This is a genomic window from Acidobacteriota bacterium, from assembly GCA_016712445.1.
GTDB lineage: Bacteria > Pseudomonadota > Alphaproteobacteria > Caulobacterales > Hyphomonadaceae > Hyphomonas.
On sequence record JADJRB010000010.1, the window covers coordinates 130,501 to 153,988 of the forward strand.

Genomic DNA, 23,488 nt, shown 5'->3' on the forward strand with positions numbered 1-23,488 from the left:
ACATCCCGCTCGAAGGCAGCTTTTTCTGGACTGTTGCCTCATTCAGGGGACGGTCCGCCCGAGGACCGGCCGGCCGCCACGGCATCATCGACCTGCTCGGCCCGCAGGCTTTCTTCGGGCGTCCGGCATGATGATGGCATAGGCCATCAGCCGATCACGCCTCAGACGCTCAAGTTCGCCGGTCGCCGCCGAAGAGCGCGGCTGGAGGGACGCGGCGCCCTTTGAAAGCCTCGCGGCCGCCACGGCGAAAGCGGTGTTCCGAAAAATAGCCTGCACGGCTGAGGGTTGGTAGGGCGCACCGCGTGCGGACATCGTCGGCGCCGGCCGCAGGATTTCCCCAGGCAAAGCTTCCCTCCCAGCCCACTTCCTGCAGCACAGCGCTGCCCGAGAAGGCGGAAATGGAAACGCGCGCCGCATAGGAACCGTTGAAAGGACACGGTGAGACCTCGGCCGCGCCATCGGGCGCCCGAAGCGCGCACCCTCCCCCCGGAACGATCTGTGATCAGGGCAATGAACTGGGTCTGCGGCGGACCGCCCGGAAGCCCGTCCAGCACAGCCAGTTCGGCATAGTCCTGGCCGTCATGCGCCAGCTCTATCCAGATGCCGCCTGTCAGGCTGCCGCGCAGGACCGAACCTGGCCGCGCGTCGGCGCCGGCCGGTAGCCAGCCGGCCGCCGCCACGCAGGCCAGGAGTGTACAGAACGCTGCGGAAAACCGGACGAACCTGCAAGAAAATCCGCGCATTCCAGCCCCCGATCGCACACCAGATTTGCTTGGCAAACAGCGGCCTTGTCAATCGTCTCCGGCGCGCCGCGCGGCGACCTCCAGACTGCACAACGGCCTGCAATATCAGTATACGGTATTTGCTGCGCCGTCGCCCGGGGGTTTGACAATTCCGGATGTTCAACTTACCGTCGCCCTTGATCGGCGGGTCAGGCCGACGGATCATGGGGGGTAGTATGCGCCGGTTCTCGACCGCATTCGCATTCGCTGTTCTGGCGATCACATCAACCGCGCAGGCCGATGCCAAGGACAGCGATGCGATAGGCGTCTGCGCCGCCCAGCGCGCCCCGCGGAGCAGATACGCAAGCAGAACCGCGACCAGATGCGCATGCAGGTCACGAAAGGTGTCCTGGTCGGAGTTCTGGGCGGGGGCCTGGTCGGCGGACTGGCAACCCAGGGCCAGTCCAATGATACCCAGACCACCGCGATGATTGCCGGAGCTGTTATCGGCGGGTTTGCAGGCGGCATCGATCAGTACCTGGCAGCAAAGCGGCAGATTACGCAGGACAATGCAGAGCTCGTTCGCCTGATCGACAGCGACGCGGCAGGGTATGCGACCCGGCTCGACAATGTGATCACGTCGATCCAGCCAACCGGCGACTGCCGGGCAAACCAGATCGATACCTGGGAGAAGCGTCTCATTGCGACGCGGACCGAATTCTGCGTCGCGATGCGGCGCGCGCGCGGCGGCGTTGCAGGCGACTCCCGACGACAAGGCGCGCAAGTCAATCGAGAAAGACAACAAGAAGGCGGCCAAATCCGACGCCAAGGTGCTTGAGCAGCTCGACCGGGAAGAGGCAATGATCACGGCCGCGCTTGCCGATGACAAGGAACTCTACGGCGACATACTGAAGTATTTCGATACCGACATCATGGCGATGGTCCAGGCGCAGGCGCAGGTGGAAGGCACCAGCACCGCCTCGCTGCGCGGCCCGGCCGAAGCCTATGCCGTCGAAGTCATTCCACCGGCCATCCTCGCCGCCTCTGCCCCGGTCGGGTCCTCAACGTCGGCGTTCGGATCGACGACCTCGGCGTTCGGCGCGCCGGCAGCGGCGGCGAAGCCGGACCTGAGTGCGCTCGCGGCGCCCGATCCGGAAGACGGTTCGGCGCCTGCCTGGATGGCCCAGGTCGTTCGACCGGATCCAGTCATCGCCGGCAATGGGCACCAGGCCGCCCTGATTGCCCAGCGCAATGCCGGCGCCGAAGTCCAGGCGGCGACCCAGACCGGCGATGCCCGGCTTCAGGTGGCACTGGCGCGCGGTGAAATGGTGCCGGTATCAACCGGCGACTAGGGTCCCTGGCCGGCCGGCTGCCGGTCCCGCCGCGCCGCAAGCAATGAAGCGCCGGGCAGGCTTGTGCCGCGGATCGCGGCTCTGGCCTTCCTGGCCGCGGCGCTTCACACCGGGCGCCAGGCGCAGCCAGACGACGCGTCCGGACGGATCCGGCAGCTTGAACTTGAAGATGCGCAGCTCGCCGGCGCAGCAGGGCTGTGGTCCTTGTACGGAGTTTTTCGGAAATCAGGGCGGCCGGAACCGGCCGGATTGTCGAGGACGCGGGATCGGGCGTGCTGGTAACCTTGCCATGTCCTGACCGCCAGGCATGTCCTTGGCGTCGAGGAATCGGCCCTCGCGCCTGTTTCAAGAACCTTCAGTATCAGCCTTTCCAATCGGGCGCACGACGGCTCTCCGGCCGCCGGCTTTTCGGTCCTGCCGGCGCGCCTTGTCGAACAAGGTGGTCAGAAAGGTGCGCGGCGCAGTGCCTTGTTTGATGACTGGGCCATCCTGGAACTTTCATCGCCGATTGCGGGCTTTGCGCCGCTGCCGCTGCTGCCGGGCAATTGCTGCGGGGCGAGAGCGCAGCGCGCCGCGCTCGCCGGATTTCCGGGTGACCTCTCGGATCCGGAAGCCCCTGAAATGTGGATTGATCCCGACTGCGCCATCACCCGGAAACTTGCCAACCGTATCGTCGTGACCGATTGCGCGGCGACCAGCGGCAATTCCGGAGGACCGATACTGGTCTTGTCGGAAACCGGCTGGGCGCTCGCGGCGATGCTCACGCGCGCGCCGGCGAGCCCATCCGGCGGGCCGGTGCGCGGCGCCGACAACTATGCCCTTCCCATCGACCGGTTTCTGAAGGGCCGCATCGCGGACCTCGCCGCAAGTTGCGAAATCCGCCTGGCCGGTCCGTCGCCCTAATTGGATTGACATGGGCCAAAACCAGAATTCTTGCAGGCGCCTCTAATGGTCGATAACATCAGACTGCATCCATCCTGATCGGGCCAGAGCATGCGCGACCTGAAACAGATTGCTCTCATTGTCCTGTTGCTAGCCGCTTTCCAGTCTCCCGAAGCAACGGCCCAGGACGCAGATGCGGACTGTTATGCCCGGGTTGATGAAGCCCTGACCGTCTGCGCCGCAGCCTGCCAGACTGATGCCTGTATCAGCCGGTGCGACAAGGCGTCGGACGAGAAATACGCGGTCTGCGAGCGAAAGGAAAACAACTCGCAGAATTCCGGAACCGACGATTCGCGCGGTGTAAACGACGGCGGAACGAGCGATCCCTCAGCGCCTGCACGCGCGAGGTCGCTGGGCAAGACACCCCAAGCCCCCGCCCGCGACGACAAGGCGTTGCCCGATTTAGGTCCTGTGCCCGAGTGGTCAACACGCGCGTCAATGGACGCGGCCGTACGCGCTGCTTTTGTAAAAAGCCTCGGCAAGATCGCGCCGAGCCTCGGCGATGTCGGCGACCACATCGCGGCAGTATTTCGGGAGACGGGTTATTCCGACTACGGCTTTTACCGCGTCGACGGCGGGTTCGCGATCGTTGCCCGGCTTGAGAAGATCAAGGCCGATGGCACCCCGATCCCAATGGTCGCCATTATGATCCAACCGATTCCCAACCTTTCGGGTTTGCGGGCTTTATTGCGCAGCTCATCTACGGTCCGGAGGGCTTCACCGGGTGATCGTACTGATCGTATCAGACCAGCCTGTGATAGCAGAAGGCGGGCCGCCAACGGTCGCGTCCGCTGAGGCCTGGTTTGTGCGCGCGGCCGATCGATTGCCGCCCGAATATGCAGCCCTGCCATTCACGAGCGAGCATGCGGTTACCGCAATAATCTATGAGTTTGAGAAAGGCGGCTCGCCCGACAAGTCTGCTGTCGTGCCGACGAGACGTCTTTCGTCCGAGCAGCACCTTCGGGGCGCGGGCTTCTACGACCGGCTCGGTTTCGGAGCACGTCCTTGAACGTTTTCATAAGCTACCGGCGCGACGATACGAAGGATGTCGCAGGCCGACTTGCAGATCGATTGCGCCAGACCCGCGGCATTTCGAAAGTGTTCGTTGATGTCGAGGAAATAGCAGCGGGCGACAACTTCCTGGCTGCCATCAAGAAAGCACTGAATGCGAGCTCGGTCAGTTTCGTGTTGATCGGGACCCGGTGGGCCGCTTTGCAGGACAATGCCGGAACGCCGCGCATACTGGATCCGGATGATGTCGTTGCGCTGGAAGTACAATCGGCGCTCGCCGGCGCCGGCAAGACAATTCCGGTCCTCGTCAATGGCGCCTCGATGCCACGCGAAACGGAAATTCCGCCGCAGCTCGCGCCGCTTCTGCTTCTGAATGCTTCGCCTGAGCCATGAGCGCTTCGAGGCAGACCTTGAGGGCCTGCTCGCGGCCTGCCTGGCCGAAAGATCAAGCGGTCGGGGAGCGACTGGGCGGCGAGAAGACCGATCCTCGGCGCGATCGCGCGGGGCGTCACCGGCCTGATGGCAAGCTTGCAGTGGGGCTGTTCGTCCTGGTGATGAACAGCCAGTTTGGCTTCCTGGCGCTACCCTTGGGCGGGTGCACGAAGCGGCGACGTTCGTTGTAATCCTGTGGGCATCGATCGGGAGCCTGGCCCCTGCTTTCCTCGGCGGGCGCAAAGCACGCCGTTAGCCGGGACCCGCAAATTGGCCGCGGTACTCGACCGCGCCGGTCGACATCGTTGAGGTCAGGCCCGGTCAAGGTCGATTGACTTGCGATCTTCGCAGGACAACATCTGTGACCGGATCACCGGCAGGAGACCGTCCTATGTTGGAGGGGCTGAAGAAGTTCGCCATGGCGGTGCTGGCACTCGCTGCATCAGGCGCCGCAAGCGCAGAGCCTGCGCGGATGGCCCTTCTGGTCGGCATCAGCGACTATAACGGCGACGGCGTGATCGACACATCGCCTGAAGCCAGGCAACAGGCAATTTCCGAAGGATTTGCGCCCGACCTGCGCAATCCGGTGAATGACGTGACCGATGTCGGCGCGGCGCTTGCGCGCGCCGGCTTCGACACACTCGTGGTTACAGACGTCTCCAGGAGCGAACTGGAGGAGGTCGTGGCATCCTTTGCCCAGCGCGCGAATACTACGGCCGGGCCCGACGCGGTCGTCTGTTCTACTTCGCAGGACACGGGGGTCCAGAATGACGGCGCAGACTTTCTGGTTCCAGCGCGCGCCAGGATGCCTCGGCGACAGCCATCACCTCCGTCCATGGCCGACGATGACTGACGATGAAACAAAAGTAGCTTTGGAGACTATTTTTCAGTCCCATGAACCCTGGAACTCTGACCAAAAGCAGTCCGTCGAAAAATTTAGCGCAGCACTTGATCCCTGGCTCAAGTTGAATGGTTTTCCAGACTCTGAACGCGCGACGCGCATACATGACGAGTTTGTGGATCTCTCGGCGATATCCACCTTGTTCTCTCTGCGCACGCCTACAAATGAAGGTCCCGGCTTTGTACTACTGATCGTCGACAATTGTCGCGATAACCCGTTCATCGACCCGACAACTCGGGCTTTCAAGTTTATGGGGAAACGCGGCCACCTAGGTCTGCCGGGTGTCTTTTGGGGGTCACAGATCGTTATATATTCTACAACAGGCACGCAAACCGCGCTGGACGGCACCGGCCGCAACAGCCTCTTTGCAGCGGCGCTGAAGCGCCGGATTGCGCGTCCGCTCCAGACCTTGACGGAAATGATGGCAGCAGTTTCCGAAGATGTGCGCACTCAATCGAACGAACGCCAAGGTCCGGAAGGCCCTATCTCGCTTTACATGGATCCAAGCCGCCTCTGTGTTGTCAGCTGTCCTCCCCTGCCGCCGCGTGCGCCTGACGGAGAATAGGCGAAGTCTGGCGGCCGGCCTGGGAGCAGGTCAACCCGAGGATCTGTTTCCCTGCCACTCCGCCGGCGATTCGCACTCCGCTTCGCGGCGAATTTCGCAGTGCGCTCGCATTCTACGAGCTATCTATCGCTTAGCCTGCGCACCGTGCAGTGACCTGTTTAAGCACGTCCGCTCCGATGCGACGACACGGATAGCGCTTTTCATATGTGCCCAAGGTTCACCTAAAACCTGGAACCCGACGATTTTCCGTTCAATGAGAAAACGGCCTCAGGTGCCTGCGGGTCAAGGGGCATCCCCTACTCCCGGTAGCGCGTCTATTGCCGAGAATCTCTTGGACGGGCACACTGCTCTCACCATCAAGTAGTTGCTTGACCCACCCGATCAGGCCGCTGAATCCAGTTCGTGAGGTGGAGTCATGATGTCCCTTCCATGGTCGGTGCTCAATACCATAGGCTCTTCACCCCTCGTCAGGGCGACGGCGATAGTGCCGCTGATTGGCTATTTTATCGTCTTCAATGCGCACGTTCAGAATTTTCTCGATATCCTGATCCGCAGCCCCGGAGACTCGGCCCATACATGGATTTTTCCGATCTTCGACAGCCAAGTTCGTATGATCTTGGTGTACTATGGCTTGGTCATGGTCGGCATAGGCTCGTTCCTGTTCCAGCTCTTTTGCCCATCAAGCATCCGTCGCCATCGGCACGCGAGCGATTTACCAAGGAGCAGGCTGAACTGGACACTCCCTCCAAGAGAAACTTCACCTGGGACCAGATCCGATCACACCCCGTAAGGGACAGCAAACTCGTATCCGAAAAAATCGACATGATTCTGCGACACGTCAACCCTCAGCAGGCAACACTTCAACAACAAGGACGTGTATGCCGGGGTACTGCAAAAGGTTGGTCCTGACTTTTCCTTCGACCTGTACAGCACATTTTACGAGCTTGAGGACTGGCGCAACCCTGTCATCCGAACGACGATCATGGTCTTGTTCTTAGTGGATTTATAACCCTACTGGCTCCGTCAATCGACATATTTGCTTCCACGATTGAAATTATTCTGACCAAAATTTTGTAATCTGAGCTTGATCTGGGGTAGAATCTGTAACAACCCTGCAAGCAGGTATCGGGCAGGTATATTCAGGTACCGATCAGATAAGCGAAGCGGTCGGGAAACTCCAGGAAATGAATTTTTTTGAGGCACGCGTGCTGCCTGCGTTTAGGACTGTGCCAGAAGAACGCCGGGGTCGCTATGCGGCGGCGATGAGGCTGTCACTCCGCTTGGACGTATCTAACGGCCATCCCAATCCGGCTTCGGTTCATTTACTCCAGAGCGACAAGTACGGATTTAGTGAGGCTGAGCAGCGACAGTGGTACCTCGCCCTGACCCGCCCCCTGGCGATGCAGTTCCTCAAGGAGTGGAGCAGCACCACGAAAGCGTTCGAACGCGAGCAAACCACTGACCGATACTCGGAAATGTTCAGGAAGACACCATACACCCTAGGAAGATACCCTCGGACGATGCTATTAACCTATGCCGAGTGGCTCCACCTACGCGGGTATCGTGGCCGGGAACCCAAGCTGCCGGAAGAGATCAAGTCCTACTTGGGATAAGTGGATGAAACTGAGGTCGGAAGAGCTTTTCTTTCCAAAGATCCTGCGGTCGGTAGACGCCGCCCATTTCGTTGGTCGCTCCAAGCAACTCAGGAAGGCACTCAACAAGCTAGGAGACGAAGAATCCGCGCTCGCTATTTTCGGAGAGCGCGGCATAGGAAAATCGTCATTTGCTTGGCAGTTGGCTTCAATACTTGAAGATCGTAACACCGTATTTTCTCGGAATAAATTACAGCACACCGGTGCGGACCGGAAATTTTCGTGCGTGTTCCCAACAGCAGGCCATGCGCCGAAGACGCTACGCCATGTTGTTGCAAACATGCTGAGCGATACGAGAAGTGAATACTCGTTCCATGCCAAGTATTTCAGCGAGTTCGAGCTTTGGGACATTGAGAAGGAATTCGCGAGCAAGTACGGGGGTCGGTCCTAAGAAACTCGCGTCCATCGAAGATCCCGGCGAGTTCGTCTTTGCGATGCTCGACGAACTTTGCCAGCTACTGAGAAACAACAATCCACGTGTCGATCTCGTCCTATTCATTGATGAGGCGGACCAAATTCGGGATCGCACGGGTTTTGGCCAGCTGGTAAAGCGTATAGATACTGCGAAAATCGTTATTGTCGGCATCGGTGACACTATCGACAACCTGATTTCTGACCACGCTTCTTCAGGGCGGAAACTCATTGGTGGACTGATCGAATTAGAGACATTGGAGGAAAAGGAGATCGAAAAGATTTTCCGCGACGCTGAGGAAAAATCCAATGGAATGCTCTCCTTCACAAACTCATTCATCCAAAAGGCGAAGCGCCTCTCGGCAGGTTTCCCTTGGGTGGCCCAGAACCTGGGTTACCAGGCCCTCACCAGGGAACTCCTGAATCGGGACGTCGACGCAGCCGGACCGGTAAAACTTGGCATGGAGGCTTTCAGGTATGCGGTCGATGAAGTTCGAAGCGTCTATGTCAACGATATTGATAAGAAGGTCCGCTTTGAAGAACTGAACACGCCCGAAGCGGCATTGCTCGTTTCAATCATCGCGAACGCTCCAAGGGGACGTCCGCTCACGGACAAGGAAATCAGCCAGGAACTCCTCAAGCAGGGCCACCGGATGTCGATGGTTGACATCGACCTGTACCTCGGTCGGTTGGAAGATGACGCCAATCTATTGGTGAAGCGAACCGATCTCAGGTACCGGTTCAGGGATCCTATCGCTCGGACATTCGCGCTCGACAGGATAGACCAAGTCCGAGGCGAAACCGTCGACGACACGGAGTGAGGCGACACGCCCCAACCATTGAGATGCGGCAGGCCGCCTCCACCGGCGCTTACCCGGGACTATGTCATCACCCAGACGCTGCCTCCCGCTTCCCTGTCGAGTGCTGGGCTTGTCGTCGAAGTTCTCAATCGTAGCCACCTTATTTCTCTTGGCTCGGGCAGCGTTCACTGACTGGATACAGATGCTGGCCGCATCCACGGCCACCTGCACGCTTGCGGCGCCCTGCCCCCAGGCTACGACTCATGGCGAGCAAGCGGCCTACTCGCCGTATGCAGCTCCTGGGAAAGGTATGGATTTCTTGGCTCCTACTGCTGCTGCGTTAGCGCGCCTGCAAGACCCGGAGCTCGCCTTCAGGTGTTGCAATCCTTGCTGCATCGGCTGTGCTCCTCGCCATGTTAAGTTCGGCGCTCTTACCGTCTACCGCAACCATCGCTTCTACATAAGCCGTGTCCGATGCTGTCCATTCCGGCACAGGCGTAAGCGCGGTCTTGACGCCTGCCGAGAACTCTGGAGCGCTTGCCTTCAACGCGGCTCCTATCGCGTTACCGAACCGGTTTGCGTCTTTTACGAGGACAACGCGGGCTGGACGTTCGTACTGGCCCCTTCTAACAAAACGGTCCTGTGGGATCGTCTTGCAAAGTGGCGATCGCGACCGCCCGCTCTCTTTCGCCATCCTCAAGTTGGCGTTTGGCAGCAAGGACCCGAACTGCGGCGTCGGGCTTGGGCTGTTTTGCCCGCGCGTCTTCCTCTGCACGAACAAGCGCAATTCTCGGCCTTTCTGCTTCTTCCGCTTTCGCCTTGGCGGCCGCAGCCGCAACTGTCCGGGTGTCGAAATAGGCTTTGAGTTCACTTGCTGCAGGCCTTAGCGGCAACACGCCGCTACGATAGCCGACAAGGTCCGAAGCCCTGAGCTCGGGATCACCTGGCTTCAGTCTTGGAAGTGGAATCCGAGCAACAGCAAAAGCCGTTCCCAGCGTCTCGCTTGGCGTGCCGCCGGCGGCGACCAAGCCAGGCGTGAAGAATTGAAGATGGAGCTCTGCGGGCAAGGCGCGGTTGGGAGCAGAAACTTACCGCTGCAGCATACCTGACGTAGACCGGGAGCACTTCGAACCCATCGCTGCGAATGGCAAGGAGGCTGACGACCTCGAGTCCGTCAAGATTGCTGTCCTTGGCCGAATTGATCTTGATTCGCACACAGCGGACGCTGCCGCCGTCAGCCATGTTGGGCGCAAAGCTCGCTACCGGTCCCTCTTTCTTTTGCGTTACGGAGTAAAAGTTGAAAAGCCCCCACGCCTTGCCCGCCGAAGGCATGCGCTCGACGCTTCTTCGATCGCACCGCCAAGGGCCGTGAATCCAGCACCCACGAAGCTACCGACAAGACCGGCGAACGGTCCACCTAGGGCATCCAAGACGGCCGACTCCTGCGACCGGGCAGTAAGCTCGCCAGGTGTCGCTGGCGAGCAATCCTTGCCGACCATCACACGCGCTGGACCTATTCGCTCAACCGGGCCAGCGGCCTGGGCAAGCGCCGTGGACGACGCCACAACGAAGCTGGCAGCCAGAGCAAGTAGTGGTTTCATTTCAGGCTTTCCTTCTTAGTCCGTCCGCACGCGGGTTGGGCCCGCAGTCAGGAGAATGCCGCTGTCGGAACCGCACTTTCCGTCATAGCCCTCGCCGCCGCTCACAAGGCCGTAGACAATCACGGGATCGGTCGCCGATCGGGGCGCCCGGCTAAAGATCGGCGCGCCGGAAAAGCCACCAATGGTCTGGCAAAACAGGCGCACGCACTGGTCGTCGCTCTCGTAGATACGACACAAGCCAGGCTTGGATTCTCGAATACCCGCCTTGATCGGATAAGGCGGCGCGGCCGGCACGGTCGGCGGCTCATGGAAACCGAAATAGCTTGCAACGAAGGCCAGGGAATTCGGCTTGGCCACCTCAAACTTGACCACTGGCAAGCCCTGGAGGTTCGCGTGGATCTTCAGCTGGAGGCTATCCTCGTGAATGTCGGAAGTCCGGAACAATGTGTCGAGCACTGTGTCCGTCGGCGGCATCACGACCCAACCCTCAGAATCGGGCGTCAATAGCGGACGGGCTTCGATGCGACCGTTGACCAGCGCTTCGCGCAGGTCCCCAGACTTGAAGCAATGCCGCGCTGTCGCGATCGTATCAGGGCCGGTAATCACCGCCGTACAGAAGGGATAAGACAAGCCGGCGCCGCGGACAACCAATAGCGCGGTTACAGCGACCTGCCCCTCCAGCGCCCTGTCTCGCACTGCGGGCGCCAAGGTTTCGGCAAGCACAGGACTGAGGCATGATCTGTCAAAGTCAGGACCGATGGTGGTTGACAGGTCTGGATGCTCGCCAGGCGCACAGTGCTCGCCGGTGCAATTGTTGACGACGTATTCAAGCATCTTCTTGGCGCCGGCACTGCAAATGCCGCTACGGTCAGCTGCCTGGAGGCCCATGACGAACTTGTCGCGCAAGGTGAAGCGCTCGCTCGTCTCGCGCTGGCATTTGGTCCGGTCGGCACTGAAGCGACAGGAATCGATAGCGCGAGCGAACTCAGTTGGCCGGAGCCGCGCGATCTCGATCGCAACTTCGATTGGGTCCTGGGTTCGTTTGTTCCAATCATCCTTGGTCGTGAGCGGGACCGGATCGACCAGCGGCGGGATCTTCCACTTTTCAAGCAGCTTTTGGATTGCGTCGACTTCTTCGGTCGACAGTTCGTCGAAAACGGAGGGGTCTATAGGCGTTGAGACGGCGCCCTTCGGGGCAAACAAGCCATCAAGGGAGGGCGGAAGGCCCTCAAGCACGTCGGCCGGAAGCCCGTCCACCCCTCCTGGCCTTGAAACCAGGTCCGCGATGATGCTGTTCCGCGTCTCGATCCCGATACTCTCGGGGGCTGCAGCGGGGGAATCGCTCGGGAGCCCATCGCTACCCGGCGCTTGGGACAAGAGGTTGTAAGCCGCGCTGGGTGGCATCGACGCCGAGGAAGGCGCTTGGATTTGTAGCTCTTGGGCCGGAGGCTCCAGCCATCCAGCCGTGGGACTCGCAACTCGGTCGACTTCGCGCAGCGGCGCTGCAGGCATCGAACACCTCGATACGACCCCGATCATGAAGCAGTCTGCAATAGCGCGTTTGGCCACCCCCAGTTGAAGGTGTCATGCATTAAGATAGCGAAGTCAAGGCAGACCCGGGCCCAGCCGGGGACGCTCAACGAGACCGGGGGTAACGGTAAAACACGATAGCCCGGTCGCGAGGCCATAGGCACCATTTCTCATGCCCCCCCCCGGCTTCGCATTGAACGCGCCCAATTCTGCATTCCTGAAAAGCGCCACACCCGGGGTCCTCCCGGCAGTTGGTAAAAGGCTGGGAGTGTTCGACCGGTCCTGCGGGATTGGGCATTGAGTACAGCCATGCGCGGACCGGCTTGGAACAGCCTCGCTGCTCGGAATGGCTGACGTTGACGCGGGATGCAATCGCAGCGGGCTGCGGCCGCATTTCGCCTAGCTCCTGGCTCGTTGTTCCTGGATCAGGCCCTTCCTGCTTGGGCACTGCGCTGGGCAGGCAGATGCCGGCGCCCACAGCCCCTGCCCTTCAAGCACCCGGCAAACTGTTCCGATGTTCTGCGCGCGCAAGCCCCTCGGCCAGTTCAGCGACTGCTTCTGCAATATCCATAATCACGGTCTGCCGGCTGACACAGACGAAGGGCAATCTGCGTATGGGTGAGCCCCTCGACACGGTGAAGGAGCAGCGCCGTGCGCCGGCGCTCCGGCATGGCAGCGATGAGGTCATCTGCAAGGGCGAGGCGCTGGCGGTCCATGGTCTGCTGCTCGGGCGTGGGCGAGCGTCCGCATAAGCTGGTCTGACACCTCGCCGATCTCGACTGAAGAGAGCTGGCGCTTGTGCTCGGCCGACTTCAGGAAATCCAGCATCCGGTTGCGCACCAGCGTCATCAGCAAGGGCGCGAGCTCATCAACTCCCTTGTCCGGATAGGCCCGCCGCGCCGCAAGGAACGCACCCTGCACAATATCTTCGGCGTCAGCGGTGTTGCGCACTCTCATTCTGCAGAAGCGAACAAGCTGCTTATACCGGACGGAAAATGTACTCGAAAGCGAGCACAGCTTACTATTCCTTGATCCCTCCATGACGAGAGGAGCTACAATTACTTGCTCCGTTTGCTGATCTTTTATCTCGCCCGATTGCATACTGAATCTCGCCGTGCTGGTCGTCAATTTCCTTCAGGTGCAGGAGCTTGAGATTTCAAAGCGCTCCAATAGCAACTTCGGTGAATTGTCCAAAAATGTGATCGAGAACATCTCTTCAACCTAATAGAGAACTTGTACTTCTCATTTGGGAGAATGTAAAGTTCTCATTTCTCGAAATGCAAGCATGAAAGCCTCATCTGGCACGGGAGCCAGATCATGCAACTTCAACGCATTCTCGGTGCAAATGTTCGCCAATACCGGCGCGCGAAGCGATGGACACTGAACGATTAGCCTCAGAAGTTGGCGTGTCACGGGAAACTATTGGAAAGATTGAACGCGGCGTGTCGGCGCCACTTTTTGATACAGTTGAGAAGATAGCTGCGGCCCTCGACACGCCACCTTCTTCGCTTTTTGGAGCTCAGTCATTTCCGTCGGGCGAGCGTGGAAACTCACTTCGAGAAATCCACGCTATTCTTGCTAATCTGAACGACAGGCAATTGGCCGCTGCACGCCGCCTGCTCACTGCATTCTCAAAAAATTGAAAACTATAGACAACTAAGATTCCTAAAATGAGAACTAGAGGATCTCTTTTTAGAGAACAACAAGTTCTCATTTCTCGAAAAGCATCCGCGAACATCGCAACTTGTTTGCGAGGGTCAGCTTGCATGCAGCTTCAGAAGAGATTTGGTCTAAGCGTTCGACAGCATCGCCGTGCAATAGGCTGGACGTTGGAAGAATTAGCCGAAGCAGTCGGAGTTTCGCGAGAAACGATCGGGAAGATCGAACGCGGGACCGCCGCACCTTTGTTTGAAACTGCAGAACGAATTGCGCTTGCACTGGACGTGTCTGCATCGTCGCTCTTTACGGAACGACCAGAACCAAAAGGTGAGCGCGGGCGACTTCTGATCAGCATTTACGAGTCGTTGTCGAAATTGAATGAGCAAGAGCTGTCGAAGCTGAGTAAGATCGTTTCCGCTTTCGTAGGAAAATAATCTCACGCGCGAACTTTGAATGCACTCTCGAAGCATCGTCGTTTTGGAAACTTCGTGACTCCTGGTCACTGCGTTCGATGAGTGCGCAACATCCGCGCATAAGCGCCGCCCGCCTCGACCAGATCCCCATGCGAACCGCGCTCAATAATCCGGCCCTCCGACATCACGAGGATCAGATCGGCGTCTTTCGCGGCGTCTAGCCGGTGCGTCGCCACAACCAGTGTTGCGCCAATAGCCGCCTTGCGCAGCCGCGCGAACACAACTTTCTCGAAAACCGGATCAAGCGCAGAGGTCGGCTCATCGGCGAGGATCAATCCGGGCCTTCAATAACGCCCGCGCAATCGCAATCCGCTGCCTCTCGCCGCCCGAGAGCTGCGCGCCGCTTTCGCCTACGGCGAGCGCGGCGTTGTCATCGCTCCGCTCAAGGAGGCGTTCCAGGCAAAGGGGGCCAAAGCGTCCTTGAGACGACCAGGGTCCAACGCCGGCGCGGGAAACGCCACGTTGAAGGCAACCGTCTCGTTGAAGAGACCCGCCACCTGCGGGATGAACGCGACCTGACCGCGCAGGTGCTTGACCGGAAAGTCCGCCAGCGGACGTCCATCGATATTTATACGGCCCGCGTCCGGTTCATAGAGCCGCATCAATAATCGCAAGAGCGTCGACTTTCCGCACCCGGACGGGCCGACCAGCGCGACCTGCTGGCCCGGCTCAATCCGGAACGAGATATCCTCAAGCGCCCAGCCCCCGCCTGGATAGGCAAAGCTTACCTTCTCGATTTCAACCGACATGGGCGCCGCCTCCTTGCCGGGCGCCGCATGCAGAATTCCAGAACCGGGTTCCACAGGCTCGCGCAACAAGGACTGGAGCCTTTCGACAAAGGCTGCGCCCTGCCCGATATCGCGCATGCCGTAGCCGAGCAGCTCGAGCGGGCGGACCACTTGCAGAAGCCAGGCGTTCATGAGGACCAGGTCACCGGGCGTCATCTCGCCCGCCTGCACGCGGCCGGCGGCAATGAAGAGCGATGCGCCGAGCCCGGAGGTGAACACGAGCGCCGCCATCACGCCATTTGCAAGCCTTGCCCGGTAGAAACGCCGCCACCTTGCCTGCGTGCCTTCGAGCGCCTCGTCATAGCGGTCCGTCAGTCTCGTCTCGCCGCCGAAGGCTTTACCGTTTCGATATTCACCAGGCCGTCAGCAAAGCCTTGCACTGGCCTGGATGCGCGCCGAGGACACGTCGCGGCTCGCCCGCAGGATGCGGCGCGCGCCGTCCGCGAAGACGAGCGCGTAGCCCGCAGCGCACAGCGCGAACACAGCGAGAAAGGCCGCGTCCAGGAAATGCAGTACCAGCAGGCAGATCAGCACAATCTCGGCGAGGCCCGGCAGCAGCGTGAAGAGCGCGTGCTGCAGGACCAGGCGAAAGCCCTGCAGGCCGTTTTCCAGCGTCTGGATCATTTCGCCGGTCGAGCGCGCAAGATGCTGCTTCATTGGCAGCGCGAGGGCATGGGCAAACGCGCGGCCGCTCAGACGCCGGATGATGGATTGTTCGGCCGCGCCGAACAGGAGACTGCGCGCCTCGCTGGCGAGACGCCCGGCAAGCAGCGCCCCTGCATACAAGCCGGCCCAGACCAGCGGCGCGCCCGCAGAGCCAGACGCAGGCAAGGCCGCCGGCGGTCCGTCCAGGCTGTCCAGCAGGAATTTCAGGGCGACCGGCGCGGCGGCCGCAAGGCCTGAGCCCGCCAGCGCGCAGGCAAGCGCCGCGCCGAGCATGACGCGCGCTGCGGCGCCCGCCGAGCAACGGAAAATTTCGCCCACTTCATGCAGGCGCAGGCGCCCCGGCGCCTCGATCCCACGAAACTCCTTCATGCAAGCTGCCTGCCAACAATCTCGTTAGAGGCGTATCGTATATCTACTTTTAATTGTTTTCAATGATGCTCGGGCGAGGAGCGCTCCGATTGCTTCATGGCATTCTCAAACGCCGCCGCATCTGTCGGTGTACGGAACATGAAGCGCGCCACGTGCGCACGCCCGCTGGCTGCGCCGTGATGGCGCCAGTCCGATCCGAGCGACTGCCGGAGCCAGCGCTCGATGATGTCCATCCGCCCGCCCAGTCCCAACGGCGGCACCGGGATATCGACATGGTAAGGAAACGCCCGCGCATCGGCCTGCGCCCTCAGAACGGACTTGTATCGCCCCAATGACTGCCTCCTCGCCAGACGCGGCCTGTTTCTGTTTCGGAGGCGCGCGGCGCGCAAGACGCTGCGGGCCGCGTTCCTGTGAGTATCCGGCATCCATCCGGACCATTCCCAGACAAGCTTGCCTGGGCGCCCGCGCAAGCGATCGGCGCGCCCCAGCGGCGCACAATCGGTCAACAATTTCCAGATCCCCGCCTCAAACACTTGTCAACCTTCGAATTTTATGAATTAAACTTTTGATTGTCGCCGCTCCTGCGCGGTCCTCAGGCCGCAGCGGACTTCGGTCAGGGAGCCCTCCCGCCTGCCTTGCCCGCAAGGCAGCGCCTCCATCAGGAGCCCTGCCATGCAGATACCCAACACCCCTCCTCCGCTGCTCCGGCCGGATCCCGTCCCGCCGGAGCCGCAGTCCTGGCTCACGACGCCTGAGACCGCGTCCGCTCTCGGCCTCACACCCAAGACGCTCGCCAACATGCGCTGCCAGGGCAAAGGTCCCTGCTTTCACAAGATCGGCGGCAAAGTCTGGTACCGGGGCGAAGACATCCTCACCTACCAGCGCCGGCGCCGGTACATCGCCTCATGTGTGCGCGATGAGGGCTGACCGGGCGCTCGTCCTTGCGGCGGCCGGTCTTGCGGCCCTTGCACTGTCGGCCGCGCCCTCGGTGCCGCTTCTTGTCTGGAACCGGACCGGGAGCATGCCGGAGGGCCTCTATGTCCTTGTGCGCGGCGCTGAGCTGACGCGCGGCGCACCGGTCGCCTATCAGCCGTCACCGCCGGAAGCCGGCTTCCTCGAGGCCCGGCGTTATACAGCGCGGCGCTGGCCCCTTGTTAAACGGGTCGCGGCGCTCGGGGGCGACGAAGCCTGCCGACACGAAACCACCGTGCGGGTCAACGGTATCGAGGCGGCGCGCGCCCTTGAAGCCGACAGTGCCGGGCGCGCGCTGCCGGCCTGGTCCGGGTGCCGCCAGCTAGGCCGCGCGGATGTCCTGCTGCTGGCCGATCATCCTTCCTCACTGGACGGGCGCTATTTCGGCGTGCAGGCGCGCCGGCGTGTCCTCGGCGTGCTTGTCCCAGTCTGGCTCCCGGCGGCGCCCGCCACATCCGGCCGGCAGGACGGCACCGAATGAGCGACACGCACGATTTCGAACCCCGCCTCGGCCGCCCCGGCACGGACCGCCGCGCCCGTCCGCCCTCGCAGCTCAAAGCCCTCGCCAAATCCGCCCGCTGGGGCAAGGTGCGCACACTCGACCGGCCGAAGCTCGCCTGGGGAACAGTCCGCCACAAGGGCCGCGGCAAGGGCGCGGCCGCCATGGCGCGCCACCATGCCCACCCGGGCCGCCGGCGCCTATTCCTGAAGACCTCCATCGCCGTCGCCGGCCCCTCCGGCACCAAGGCCTTTGCCGCGCATATCGCCTACATCGCGCGCGACGGCACGACGGAACATGGCGGTCCCGGCCGCATCTTCGACCGCGGCGAAGACGACGCCGATACAAAGGCTTTCAATGCGCGCGCGGCCGGCGACGTGCGCCAGTTCCGCTGGATGGTCTCACCGGATGACGCCGGCGACATGGGACCTCACCCGCTTTACCCGGACCCTGATGAGGCAGGTCGAACGCGACCTGCGCTGCGAGGTCGACTGGGTTGCGGCCAGTCACTTCAACACCGCCCATCCGCATGTCCATATCGCTGTCCGGGGAGGCGATCCGCAGACGGACGAACTGATCATTGCCCGGCGCTATCTCACCCATGGCCTGAGACACCGGATCGAAGAGACGCTGACGGCCGAGCTGGGATACCGGCGCGGCCTCGAACGCGCCGAAGACCTCGCGCGCGCCGTGTCCGAGGATCGCTTCACCGGTCTCGACGCCGACCTCGAACGCGCCGCGCCGTCCGGCGAGATAGACCTCTCGGGGCCCGCCGGCCGGTCTTCAGGCGCGCCCTGGTCAGCGCGGGTGGGCCGCCTTTGCCATCTGCGCGGGCGCGGGCTTGCCGAACATGCCGGCGGGCCGCTCTGGCGCCTGCAGCCGGGCTGGGCAGATGCGCTGAAGGCCATGGGCCAGCGCGCCGAGGCAGAGCGCGACATGGCAAGGCTTCTGGGCGAGCGCGTCGGCGCCGGCCACCTGCATACGCTACCGCCCGGCGCCGGTGTAACAGGCCGGCTCGCCGGCTTCATCGCCGAACGCACCGCCACCGGCCGGCATTTCATCGTGATCGAGGGGCTGGACGGGCGCGCATGGAGCGCTCCGGTGACCGCGCGCACGGCGCGGGGCCTGCCCGCGCCGGGAAGCGTTGTCACGCTCACCGCTGTCCCTGCGCCCCTCAGCCGGGAAGCGGGCGCGGCCGGCGCCCCTTCGCAGGGCGCCGGCGTGCGGATCGACGCCTGGATCGAGATCGGCCAGCAGGTGCGGCGCGCCGCCTATACCTGGCTCGATACGCTGGACGAGGCGGCGCTGGACGGCGCGGCCGGGTTCGGCGCCGACGTCCGCGCGGCGCGCCTTGCCCGCCAGCTCTGGCTCAGGGCGCAGGGCCTCTATCCGGCGCAGCGCGCAGTGTTGACGTCCATGGAACTGGAAGCCGTCGCGGCCAGCCAGGCGGCCCGGCTCGGAAAGACGTATGACGCGGGCACCGGCCACGGCGCGTTCCAGGGCAAGTTTGCCGGTCATGTCGATACGGCCCAGGGCCGCCTTGCGATTGTTGAAAGCCGGACGCGCTTTGCGCTCGCCGCCTGGCCGCAAGACAGCGCCCCGGTCGCCGGCCAGGAGGCCAGCATCGTACGCGGCCGCGTCACGTTCGGCCGGGTGCTGGGCCGCTCAGTGACCTGAGACGCAGCCGCCGCCTTTCCCTCTCCTTCCCGAAACATCGCCGCGCTCCAGCTAGGCGGCGCAGGCGCGGCCGCTAGGCTGGCGTTCCTGATTGGGAGCCGGACACCTTGACCCCGACCAAATTCCTCTTCGGCCAGTTCCTGCTGACCTTCGCACTGATCCTTCTGTCGAGCTGGGCGGCGACCCAATGGGCGGCCAGCGCTCTCGGCTTCCAGCCGCGGCTCGGCCCGGCCGCCTTTCATTTCGGTCAGTACCCGGTCTATCCGCCCTGGCGGCTCTTCCAGTGGTGGTATGCCTATGATGCCTATGCGCCCGGGATATTCGCGCGCGCCGGTGTGATCTCGTCGCTGGGCGGGCTTGCCGGGATTGTCATGGCGATCGCCGCGTCCATCTACCGGGCCCGGCAGGACAAGGCATCATCGACCTATGGCTCGGCCCGCTGGGCGAAGCCCGCCGATATTCGCCGCGCCGGGCTGTTTGCGCCGGACGGGCTGATGCTCGGGCGGCTCGGCGCGCGTTATCTTCGCCATGCCGGCGCCGACCATGTCATCGCCTTTGCACCGACCCGGTCCGGCAAGGGGGTCGGCCTCGTGGTCCCGACGCTCCTGTCCTGGACGAGCAGCGCGCTCATTCATGACATCAAGGGCGAAAACTGGCGCCTCACGTCTCTCTGGCGCTCAGGGTTTTCGCGCTGCATCCGGTTTGATCCGACGAGCCTTGCAAGCGCGAAGTTCAATCCCCTCCTGGAAGTCCGCCTCGGCGCGCACGAAGTGCGCGACGTCCAGGTATCGCCGACATCCTGATTGATCCGGAAGGCGCGCTCGAGCGGCGCAGCCACTGGGACAAGACCGCCCACTCCCTGCTCGTCGGCGCCATTCTCCACGTCCTCTACAGCGGGCATGACAAGACGCTGTCAGGCGTCGCGCTGCTCCTGTCGGACCCGTCCTGTCATGTCGACGAGACGCTGCATCGGATGATGGGCGCCAATCATCTCGGCACGGATGATGCACCTCTGACCCATCCTGTCGTCGCCGAAGTTGCGCGCGAACTCCTGAACAAGTCGGAAAACGAGAAATCCTCGGTCATCTCGACAGCGGTCAGCTTTCTCGGCCTCTACCGCGACCCGGTGATCCAGCGCGCAACCTCAGCGTCGGACTGGCGCATGCAGGACCTCCTGCCCGGCGGGCCGCCAGTCTCGCTCTACCTGATTGTTCCGCCCTCTGACCTTTCCCGCACCAAACCTCTGATCCGGCTGATCCTGAACCAGGCGGCGCGCCGGCTCTGCGAAGACCTGCCGGGCGGCGAGGCGCTGGCGCGCCCGACGCTTGTCATGCTCGACGAATTCCCCGCGCTCGGGCGCCTGGATTGTTTCGAGACCTCGCTTGCGTTCATGGCCGGCTACGGCGTGCGCGCATTCCTGATTGCCCAGTCCCTCAACCAGGTCGAGAAAGCTTATGGCGAAAAGAATTCCATTCTCGACAACTGCCACGTGAAGATCGCCTTCGCGACCAATGACGAGCGCACGGCCCGGCGCATCTCCGACATGCTGGGCTCGAAGACCGAACAGCGCCACCAGCGCAACTATGCCGGCCACAGGCTGGCGCCCTGGCTGAGCAATGTGATGGTCTCCCAGCAGGAAACCCAGCGCCCGCTCCTGACACCGGGCGAGGTCATGCAACTGGCCGCCGACAAGGCGCTGATCATGCTCGCCAGCACGCCGCCCATTCGCGCGCAGAAGCTGAGGTACTTCCGCGACAAGGCGCTCGCCGCCCGCGTCGGCGCGCTTCAGTTGCCGCCGCCGGACGAGCTCGCACCTGCCAGCGCGCGCGCAGCGCCGGCAGGCCCGTTTCCCGATGCCGGCGGCCTTGCCCGCAGCCTCGCGCCGGAACAGGGCAAGGCGCCCGAGCCCGCACCGCCCGCAGGCGCGGATGACCCCGGGACGCCGGCCCGGGCGACGGCGCCAGACAGCCCGGCATTCGGCGCCAGATTGAACGCTACTACATGCAGTATGACCTCGACCTGGATCCATGAACATGCCGAGAAAACCCCGCCTGAGTGTGACGATTTCCGAGACCAATACAAAGAAGCTCGACCGGGTCAGCGCCGAGCAGGGTGTCGCCCGCGGCGATATTGTCGACGAAGCCCTGACACTCCTGTTCCTGCCGCCGCTGGAGCGGCCCGAAGCTGTCCTTACCCAGCACATCAAGCGCCTGGAAGACAAGCTTGCGCGTCTCGATGCCGGCGCCGCGTTCCAGGCTGATCTGATGGTGGAGTTCATCTACGCCTGGCTGCAGCAGCGGCCCGGACCCCATCCGTTCCGCTCGGACGCCGATGATGCGCGCGCCGGCGCCGAGCTCGAAGCGCTGATGAAGCGTGTCGCGGACCGGTCCAATCCCCACATCTGGGGTTGAAGGCCCTCAACTTCTTATCAGGACTCGCGTTTACCTCCGGTGGAAGCCGCGGGAGGGCAAACATGCGCAGAAAACTCTGGCAGGTAGACAGGGTGCTCGTTGATCTTGAAGACCGGGACGCGACGGTTTCTCTGGTTCATCATATCAGCCTCAGTGAAGTCACGGTCAGGTTCAGGCTGAAGCCCGAGCAGCTGATCGATGCCGCCGGCCCGCTCCGGCGGCGCGTCGAACTGCTCGCCGCCGAACTCGTGCTCGACCTCGGCTCTTTCCTCGACCAGCTGCCCGACTAGCGCTTCGCAGGCCCCGGCGCCGTCACCCCGGCGAAGGCGGCCTCGCGGTCTGGCAACCGGCGCGCCCTCCCGGAAGTTCCCGGCCCACCATTGATCACCTGCCTGAAGCCCGGTGTTCCGGCTATCCGCGCCCGCCGGCGCGCCGGATACTCAGCCCCAGCAAGGAGTTCATCCGGCAATGCTGCCCCCTTCACGGTCGCCCGAAACAAGTTCGCGCCAGCAGTCGATGCTGCGCACCGCCTTCGAAGGCCCGGTACGCGACGCGCTCGAAGAAGCCGACACCCAGGAAGTGATTGCCAACCCGGACGGCAGCGTCTGGATCGAGCGCGCCGGTTCAGGCCTGGCGCAGGCGCCCGGCCGTCTCGGCGCCGCCGAACGCGAGCGCATCATCCGGCTGGTAGCCTCGTCGGCCGGCGCGCCCTGCGACCGCGAGCGTCCCATCGTGTCAGCTGAACTGCCAGGCAGCGGCGAACGTTTCGAGGGCATCCTGCCGCCGGTGTCCGAAGCGCCCTGCTTTGCAATCCGCAAACCGGCGCCGGCGCCCTTCAGTCTCGACGACTATGTCGAGGCCGGCGCGCTTGCCCCGGCCGTCTCGCTGGCGCTGCGCAAGGCGCTGGTGGCGCGCGCGAACATCCTCATCGCCGGGGGAACCTCGTCCGGCAAGACGACCTTTGCCAACGCGCTCCTCGCGGAGCCTTGCCTCGCCGCTGACCGGATCGTCATCCTCGAGGACACCCGCGAGCTTGCCTGCAGGGCGCCGGACGTCACCCAGCTGCGCGCCCAGCCCGGCAGCGTCTCGCTGCGCGATCTCGTGCGCTCGACACTTCGTCTGCGCCCGGACCGGATCATTGTCGGCGAAGTCCGCGGCGGCGAAGCGCTCGATCTCCTCAAGGCCTGGAACACCGGCCATCCGGGCGGGCTTGCGACGCTGCATGCAAATTCCGCCGGCGGCGTCTTCTCGCGGCTCGAACAGCTGGTCGCCGAAGTCACCCCAAGCCTGCCGACCGGCCTGATCGGCGAAGCGATCGACATCGTCGTCTTCCTGTCTCGGGCCGGCGGCCAGCGCCGCGTCGAAGAGGCGCTGCGTGTGACCGGGTTCGACGAGGCCGGCTACCGCACGGAACCGCTGGCAGCGCCTGGCCTTGCGCTCATTCACTGAAGGGGACCTGACATGCTCTACCGAACCGTCCTTGCCCTCAATCACAGCGTCCGGTGCGCGGTCACACTGGCGCTCGCCGCCGCGATGGCGCCGGGCGCCCACGCCGCCGGGTCCGGCATGCCCTGGGAAGGCCCGCTCGACCAGATCCTGCAATCGATCGAAGGGCCGGTCGCGCGTATCGTTGCCGTGATCATCATTACACTGACGGGCCTGACGCTGGCCTTCGGCGAGACATCCGGCGGTTTCCGCAAGCTGATCCAGATTGTCTTCGGACTTTCGATCGCGTTTGCCGCCACGTCCTTCTTCCTGACGTTTTTGCCTTCGGCGGCGGCGCGCTCCCTGCCATGACCGACGGCTATGAGATCCGCTGCACCGCGCGCTTGCCGAACCGATCCCTGATCGCCGGCGCGCCGCGCGCAGCGCGATTGCGATCGGGACCCTGGCAGCTGCCCTGGCGCTCGGACTGCGCCTCTGGGTCCCCGGCCTCGTCACCTGGGCGCTCCTGCATTCTGCGGCGGTGTTCCTGGCCCGGATCGATCCGGAATTCATGACGGTCGCGCTCAGGGCGTCCCGGCACCGGGAATTCCTGTCATGCTGAACCTTGCC

At 62.9% G+C, this 23,488-nt stretch carries 27 protein-coding genes and 1 pseudogene; 19 read left to right on the forward strand and 9 right to left on the reverse strand.

Features of this window, described 5'->3' with window-relative positions:
• Nucleotides 1-1,110 precede the first annotated feature (1,110 nt).
• From IPK75_19745 to IPK75_19775, 7 genes are all read left to right on the forward strand, one after another.
• A complete protein-coding gene (locus tag IPK75_19745; GenBank protein ID MBK8200575.1) occupies nucleotides 1,111-1,560 on the forward strand; it encodes a hypothetical protein in 450 nt (149 codons plus the stop codon).
• Nucleotides 1,475-2,074 carry a hypothetical protein gene (locus tag IPK75_19750; GenBank protein ID MBK8200576.1) on the forward strand — a complete coding sequence of 200 codons (600 nt, stop codon included), beginning with the start codon at nucleotides 1,475-1,477 and terminating at the stop codon, nucleotides 2,072-2,074. The genes IPK75_19745 and IPK75_19750 overlap by 86 nt, the downstream gene beginning before the upstream one ends.
• A 294-nt stretch (nucleotides 2,075-2,368) precedes the next feature.
• On the forward strand, nucleotides 2,369-2,977 hold the full coding sequence (locus IPK75_19755; GenBank protein MBK8200577.1) for a trypsin-like peptidase domain-containing protein: 609 nt from the start codon (nucleotides 2,369-2,371) through the stop codon (nucleotides 2,975-2,977).
• Nucleotides 2,978-3,067: 90 nt separating this feature from the next.
• Nucleotides 3,068-3,811 (forward strand): hypothetical protein, encoded by a 744-nt coding sequence (locus IPK75_19760; GenBank protein ID MBK8200578.1) that lies wholly within the window; start codon nucleotides 3,068-3,070, stop codon nucleotides 3,809-3,811.
• A gap of 210 nt (nucleotides 3,812-4,021) precedes the next feature.
• Nucleotides 4,022-4,420 carry a toll/interleukin-1 receptor domain-containing protein gene (locus IPK75_19765; protein ID MBK8200579.1) on the forward strand — a complete coding sequence of 133 codons (399 nt, stop codon included), beginning with the start codon at nucleotides 4,022-4,024 and terminating at the stop codon, nucleotides 4,418-4,420.
• Nucleotides 4,421-4,850: 430 nt separating this feature from the next.
• Nucleotides 4,851-5,312: a caspase family protein gene (locus IPK75_19770; protein ID MBK8200580.1), complete on the forward strand. Its 462-nt coding sequence runs from the start codon at nucleotides 4,851-4,853 to the stop codon at nucleotides 5,310-5,312.
• Entirely contained in the window at nucleotides 5,305-5,925 is a 621-nt protein-coding gene (locus tag IPK75_19775) for a caspase family protein (GenBank protein MBK8200581.1), read from the forward strand. The genes IPK75_19770 and IPK75_19775 overlap by 8 nt, the downstream gene beginning before the upstream one ends.
• Before the next feature lie 457 nt (nucleotides 5,926-6,382).
• Here the strand turns inward: IPK75_19775 and IPK75_19780 are convergent, their stop codons facing one another.
• A complete protein-coding gene (locus tag IPK75_19780; protein ID MBK8200582.1) occupies nucleotides 6,383-6,529 on the reverse strand; it encodes a hypothetical protein in 147 nt (48 codons plus the stop codon).
• Nucleotides 6,530-7,542: 1,013 nt separating this feature from the next.
• On the opposite strand from IPK75_19780, the gene IPK75_19785 reads away from it, so the two are divergent.
• Together IPK75_19785 and IPK75_19790 are read left to right on the forward strand one after the other, a co-directional pair.
• Nucleotides 7,543-7,968: an ATP-binding protein gene (locus IPK75_19785; GenBank protein MBK8200583.1), complete on the forward strand. Its 426-nt coding sequence runs from the start codon at nucleotides 7,543-7,545 to the stop codon at nucleotides 7,966-7,968.
• A gap of 43 nt (nucleotides 7,969-8,011) precedes the next feature.
• Entirely contained in the window at nucleotides 8,012-8,809 is a 798-nt protein-coding gene (locus tag IPK75_19790) for a hypothetical protein (protein ID MBK8200584.1), read from the forward strand.
• 605 nt (nucleotides 8,810-9,414) lie between these two features.
• On the opposite strand, the gene IPK75_19795 is transcribed toward IPK75_19790, so the two are convergent.
• From IPK75_19795 to IPK75_19810, 4 genes are all read right to left on the reverse strand, one after another.
• Nucleotides 9,415-9,855 (reverse strand): hypothetical protein, encoded by a 441-nt coding sequence (locus IPK75_19795; GenBank protein MBK8200585.1) that lies wholly within the window; start codon nucleotides 9,853-9,855, stop codon nucleotides 9,415-9,417.
• A 549-nt stretch (nucleotides 9,856-10,404) separates the two neighbouring features.
• Entirely contained in the window at nucleotides 10,405-11,646 is a 1,242-nt protein-coding gene (locus tag IPK75_19800) for a hypothetical protein (GenBank protein ID MBK8200586.1), read from the reverse strand.
• Between the two features lie 818 nt (nucleotides 11,647-12,464).
• Nucleotides 12,465-12,635 (reverse strand): sigma-70 region 4 domain-containing protein, encoded by a 171-nt coding sequence (locus IPK75_19805; GenBank protein ID MBK8200587.1) that lies wholly within the window; start codon nucleotides 12,633-12,635, stop codon nucleotides 12,465-12,467.
• Nucleotides 12,604-12,870 carry a hypothetical protein gene (locus tag IPK75_19810; protein ID MBK8200588.1) on the reverse strand — a complete coding sequence of 89 codons (267 nt, stop codon included), beginning with the start codon at nucleotides 12,868-12,870 and terminating at the stop codon, nucleotides 12,604-12,606. The genes IPK75_19805 and IPK75_19810 overlap by 32 nt, the downstream gene beginning before the upstream one ends.
• Nucleotides 12,871-13,292: 422 nt before the next feature.
• Here IPK75_19810 and IPK75_19815 point away from each other — a divergent pair, with 422 nt between their 5' ends.
• Both IPK75_19815 and IPK75_19820 read left to right on the forward strand, forming a co-directional pair.
• Complete coding sequence (locus IPK75_19815) at nucleotides 13,293-13,562, forward strand: helix-turn-helix transcriptional regulator (protein MBK8200589.1); 270 nt, start codon at nucleotides 13,293-13,295, stop codon at nucleotides 13,560-13,562.
• Nucleotides 13,563-13,685: 123 nt separating this feature from the next.
• Complete coding sequence (locus IPK75_19820; GenBank protein ID MBK8200590.1) at nucleotides 13,686-14,012, forward strand: helix-turn-helix transcriptional regulator; 327 nt, start codon at nucleotides 13,686-13,688, stop codon at nucleotides 14,010-14,012.
• Nucleotides 14,013-14,077: 65 nt separating this feature from the next.
• Here IPK75_19820 and IPK75_19825 read toward each other — a convergent pair whose 3' ends face one another.
• The 4 genes from IPK75_19825 to IPK75_19840 all read right to left on the reverse strand — a co-directional run bounded on the left by IPK75_19825 (nucleotide 14,078) and on the right by IPK75_19840 (nucleotide 16,206).
• Nucleotides 14,078-14,326, reverse strand: a complete 249-nt coding sequence (locus IPK75_19825) for a hypothetical protein (GenBank protein ID MBK8200591.1) — start codon at nucleotides 14,324-14,326, stop codon at nucleotides 14,078-14,080.
• Nucleotides 14,327-14,401: 75 nt separating this feature from the next.
• Complete coding sequence (locus IPK75_19830) at nucleotides 14,402-15,070, reverse strand: ABC transporter ATP-binding protein (GenBank protein MBK8200592.1); 669 nt, start codon at nucleotides 15,068-15,070, stop codon at nucleotides 14,402-14,404.
• 132 nt (nucleotides 15,071-15,202) lie between these two features.
• Nucleotides 15,203-15,874 (reverse strand): hypothetical protein, encoded by a 672-nt coding sequence (locus IPK75_19835; GenBank protein ID MBK8200593.1) that lies wholly within the window; start codon nucleotides 15,872-15,874, stop codon nucleotides 15,203-15,205.
• Nucleotides 15,875-15,933: 59 nt separating this feature from the next.
• Nucleotides 15,934-16,206, reverse strand: coding sequence for a hypothetical protein (locus IPK75_19840; GenBank protein MBK8200594.1), 273 nt, complete (start codon nucleotides 16,204-16,206; stop codon nucleotides 15,934-15,936).
• A gap of 340 nt (nucleotides 16,207-16,546) precedes the next feature.
• Between IPK75_19840 and IPK75_19845 the strand changes: the two genes are divergently transcribed.
• The 8 genes and pseudogenes from IPK75_19845 (at nucleotide 16,547) to IPK75_19880 (ending at nucleotide 23,230) form a co-directional block, all read left to right on the forward strand.
• Nucleotides 16,547-16,801, forward strand: a complete 255-nt coding sequence (locus IPK75_19845; protein MBK8200595.1) for a helix-turn-helix domain-containing protein — start codon at nucleotides 16,547-16,549, stop codon at nucleotides 16,799-16,801.
• A complete protein-coding gene (locus tag IPK75_19850; GenBank protein MBK8200596.1) occupies nucleotides 16,791-17,327 on the forward strand; it encodes a S26 family signal peptidase in 537 nt (178 codons plus the stop codon). Before IPK75_19845 ends, IPK75_19850 begins: the two co-directional genes overlap by 11 nt.
• A 426-nt stretch (nucleotides 17,328-17,753) precedes the next feature.
• Nucleotides 17,754-19,022 carry a DUF3363 domain-containing protein gene (locus tag IPK75_19855; protein MBK8200597.1) on the forward strand — a complete coding sequence of 423 codons (1,269 nt, stop codon included), beginning with the start codon at nucleotides 17,754-17,756 and terminating at the stop codon, nucleotides 19,020-19,022.
• A gap of 107 nt (nucleotides 19,023-19,129) precedes the next feature.
• A pseudogene (gene traG, locus IPK75_19860) lies at nucleotides 19,130-21,282 on the forward strand (IncP-type conjugal transfer protein TraG).
• Nucleotides 21,283-21,286: 4 nt separating this feature from the next.
• A complete protein-coding gene (locus IPK75_19865) occupies nucleotides 21,287-21,433 on the forward strand; it encodes a hypothetical protein (protein ID MBK8200598.1) in 147 nt (48 codons plus the stop codon).
• Nucleotides 21,434-21,495: 62 nt separating this feature from the next.
• Entirely contained in the window at nucleotides 21,496-21,723 is a 228-nt protein-coding gene (locus tag IPK75_19870; protein MBK8200599.1) for a hypothetical protein, read from the forward strand.
• Nucleotides 21,724-21,901: 178 nt separating this feature from the next.
• Complete coding sequence (trbB, locus tag IPK75_19875) at nucleotides 21,902-22,882, forward strand: P-type conjugative transfer ATPase TrbB (protein ID MBK8200600.1); 981 nt, start codon at nucleotides 21,902-21,904, stop codon at nucleotides 22,880-22,882.
• A gap of 12 nt (nucleotides 22,883-22,894) precedes the next feature.
• Entirely contained in the window at nucleotides 22,895-23,230 is a 336-nt protein-coding gene (locus IPK75_19880) for a TrbC/VIRB2 family protein (protein ID MBK8200601.1), read from the forward strand.
• The last annotated feature ends 258 nt before the right edge of the window (nucleotides 23,231-23,488 follow it).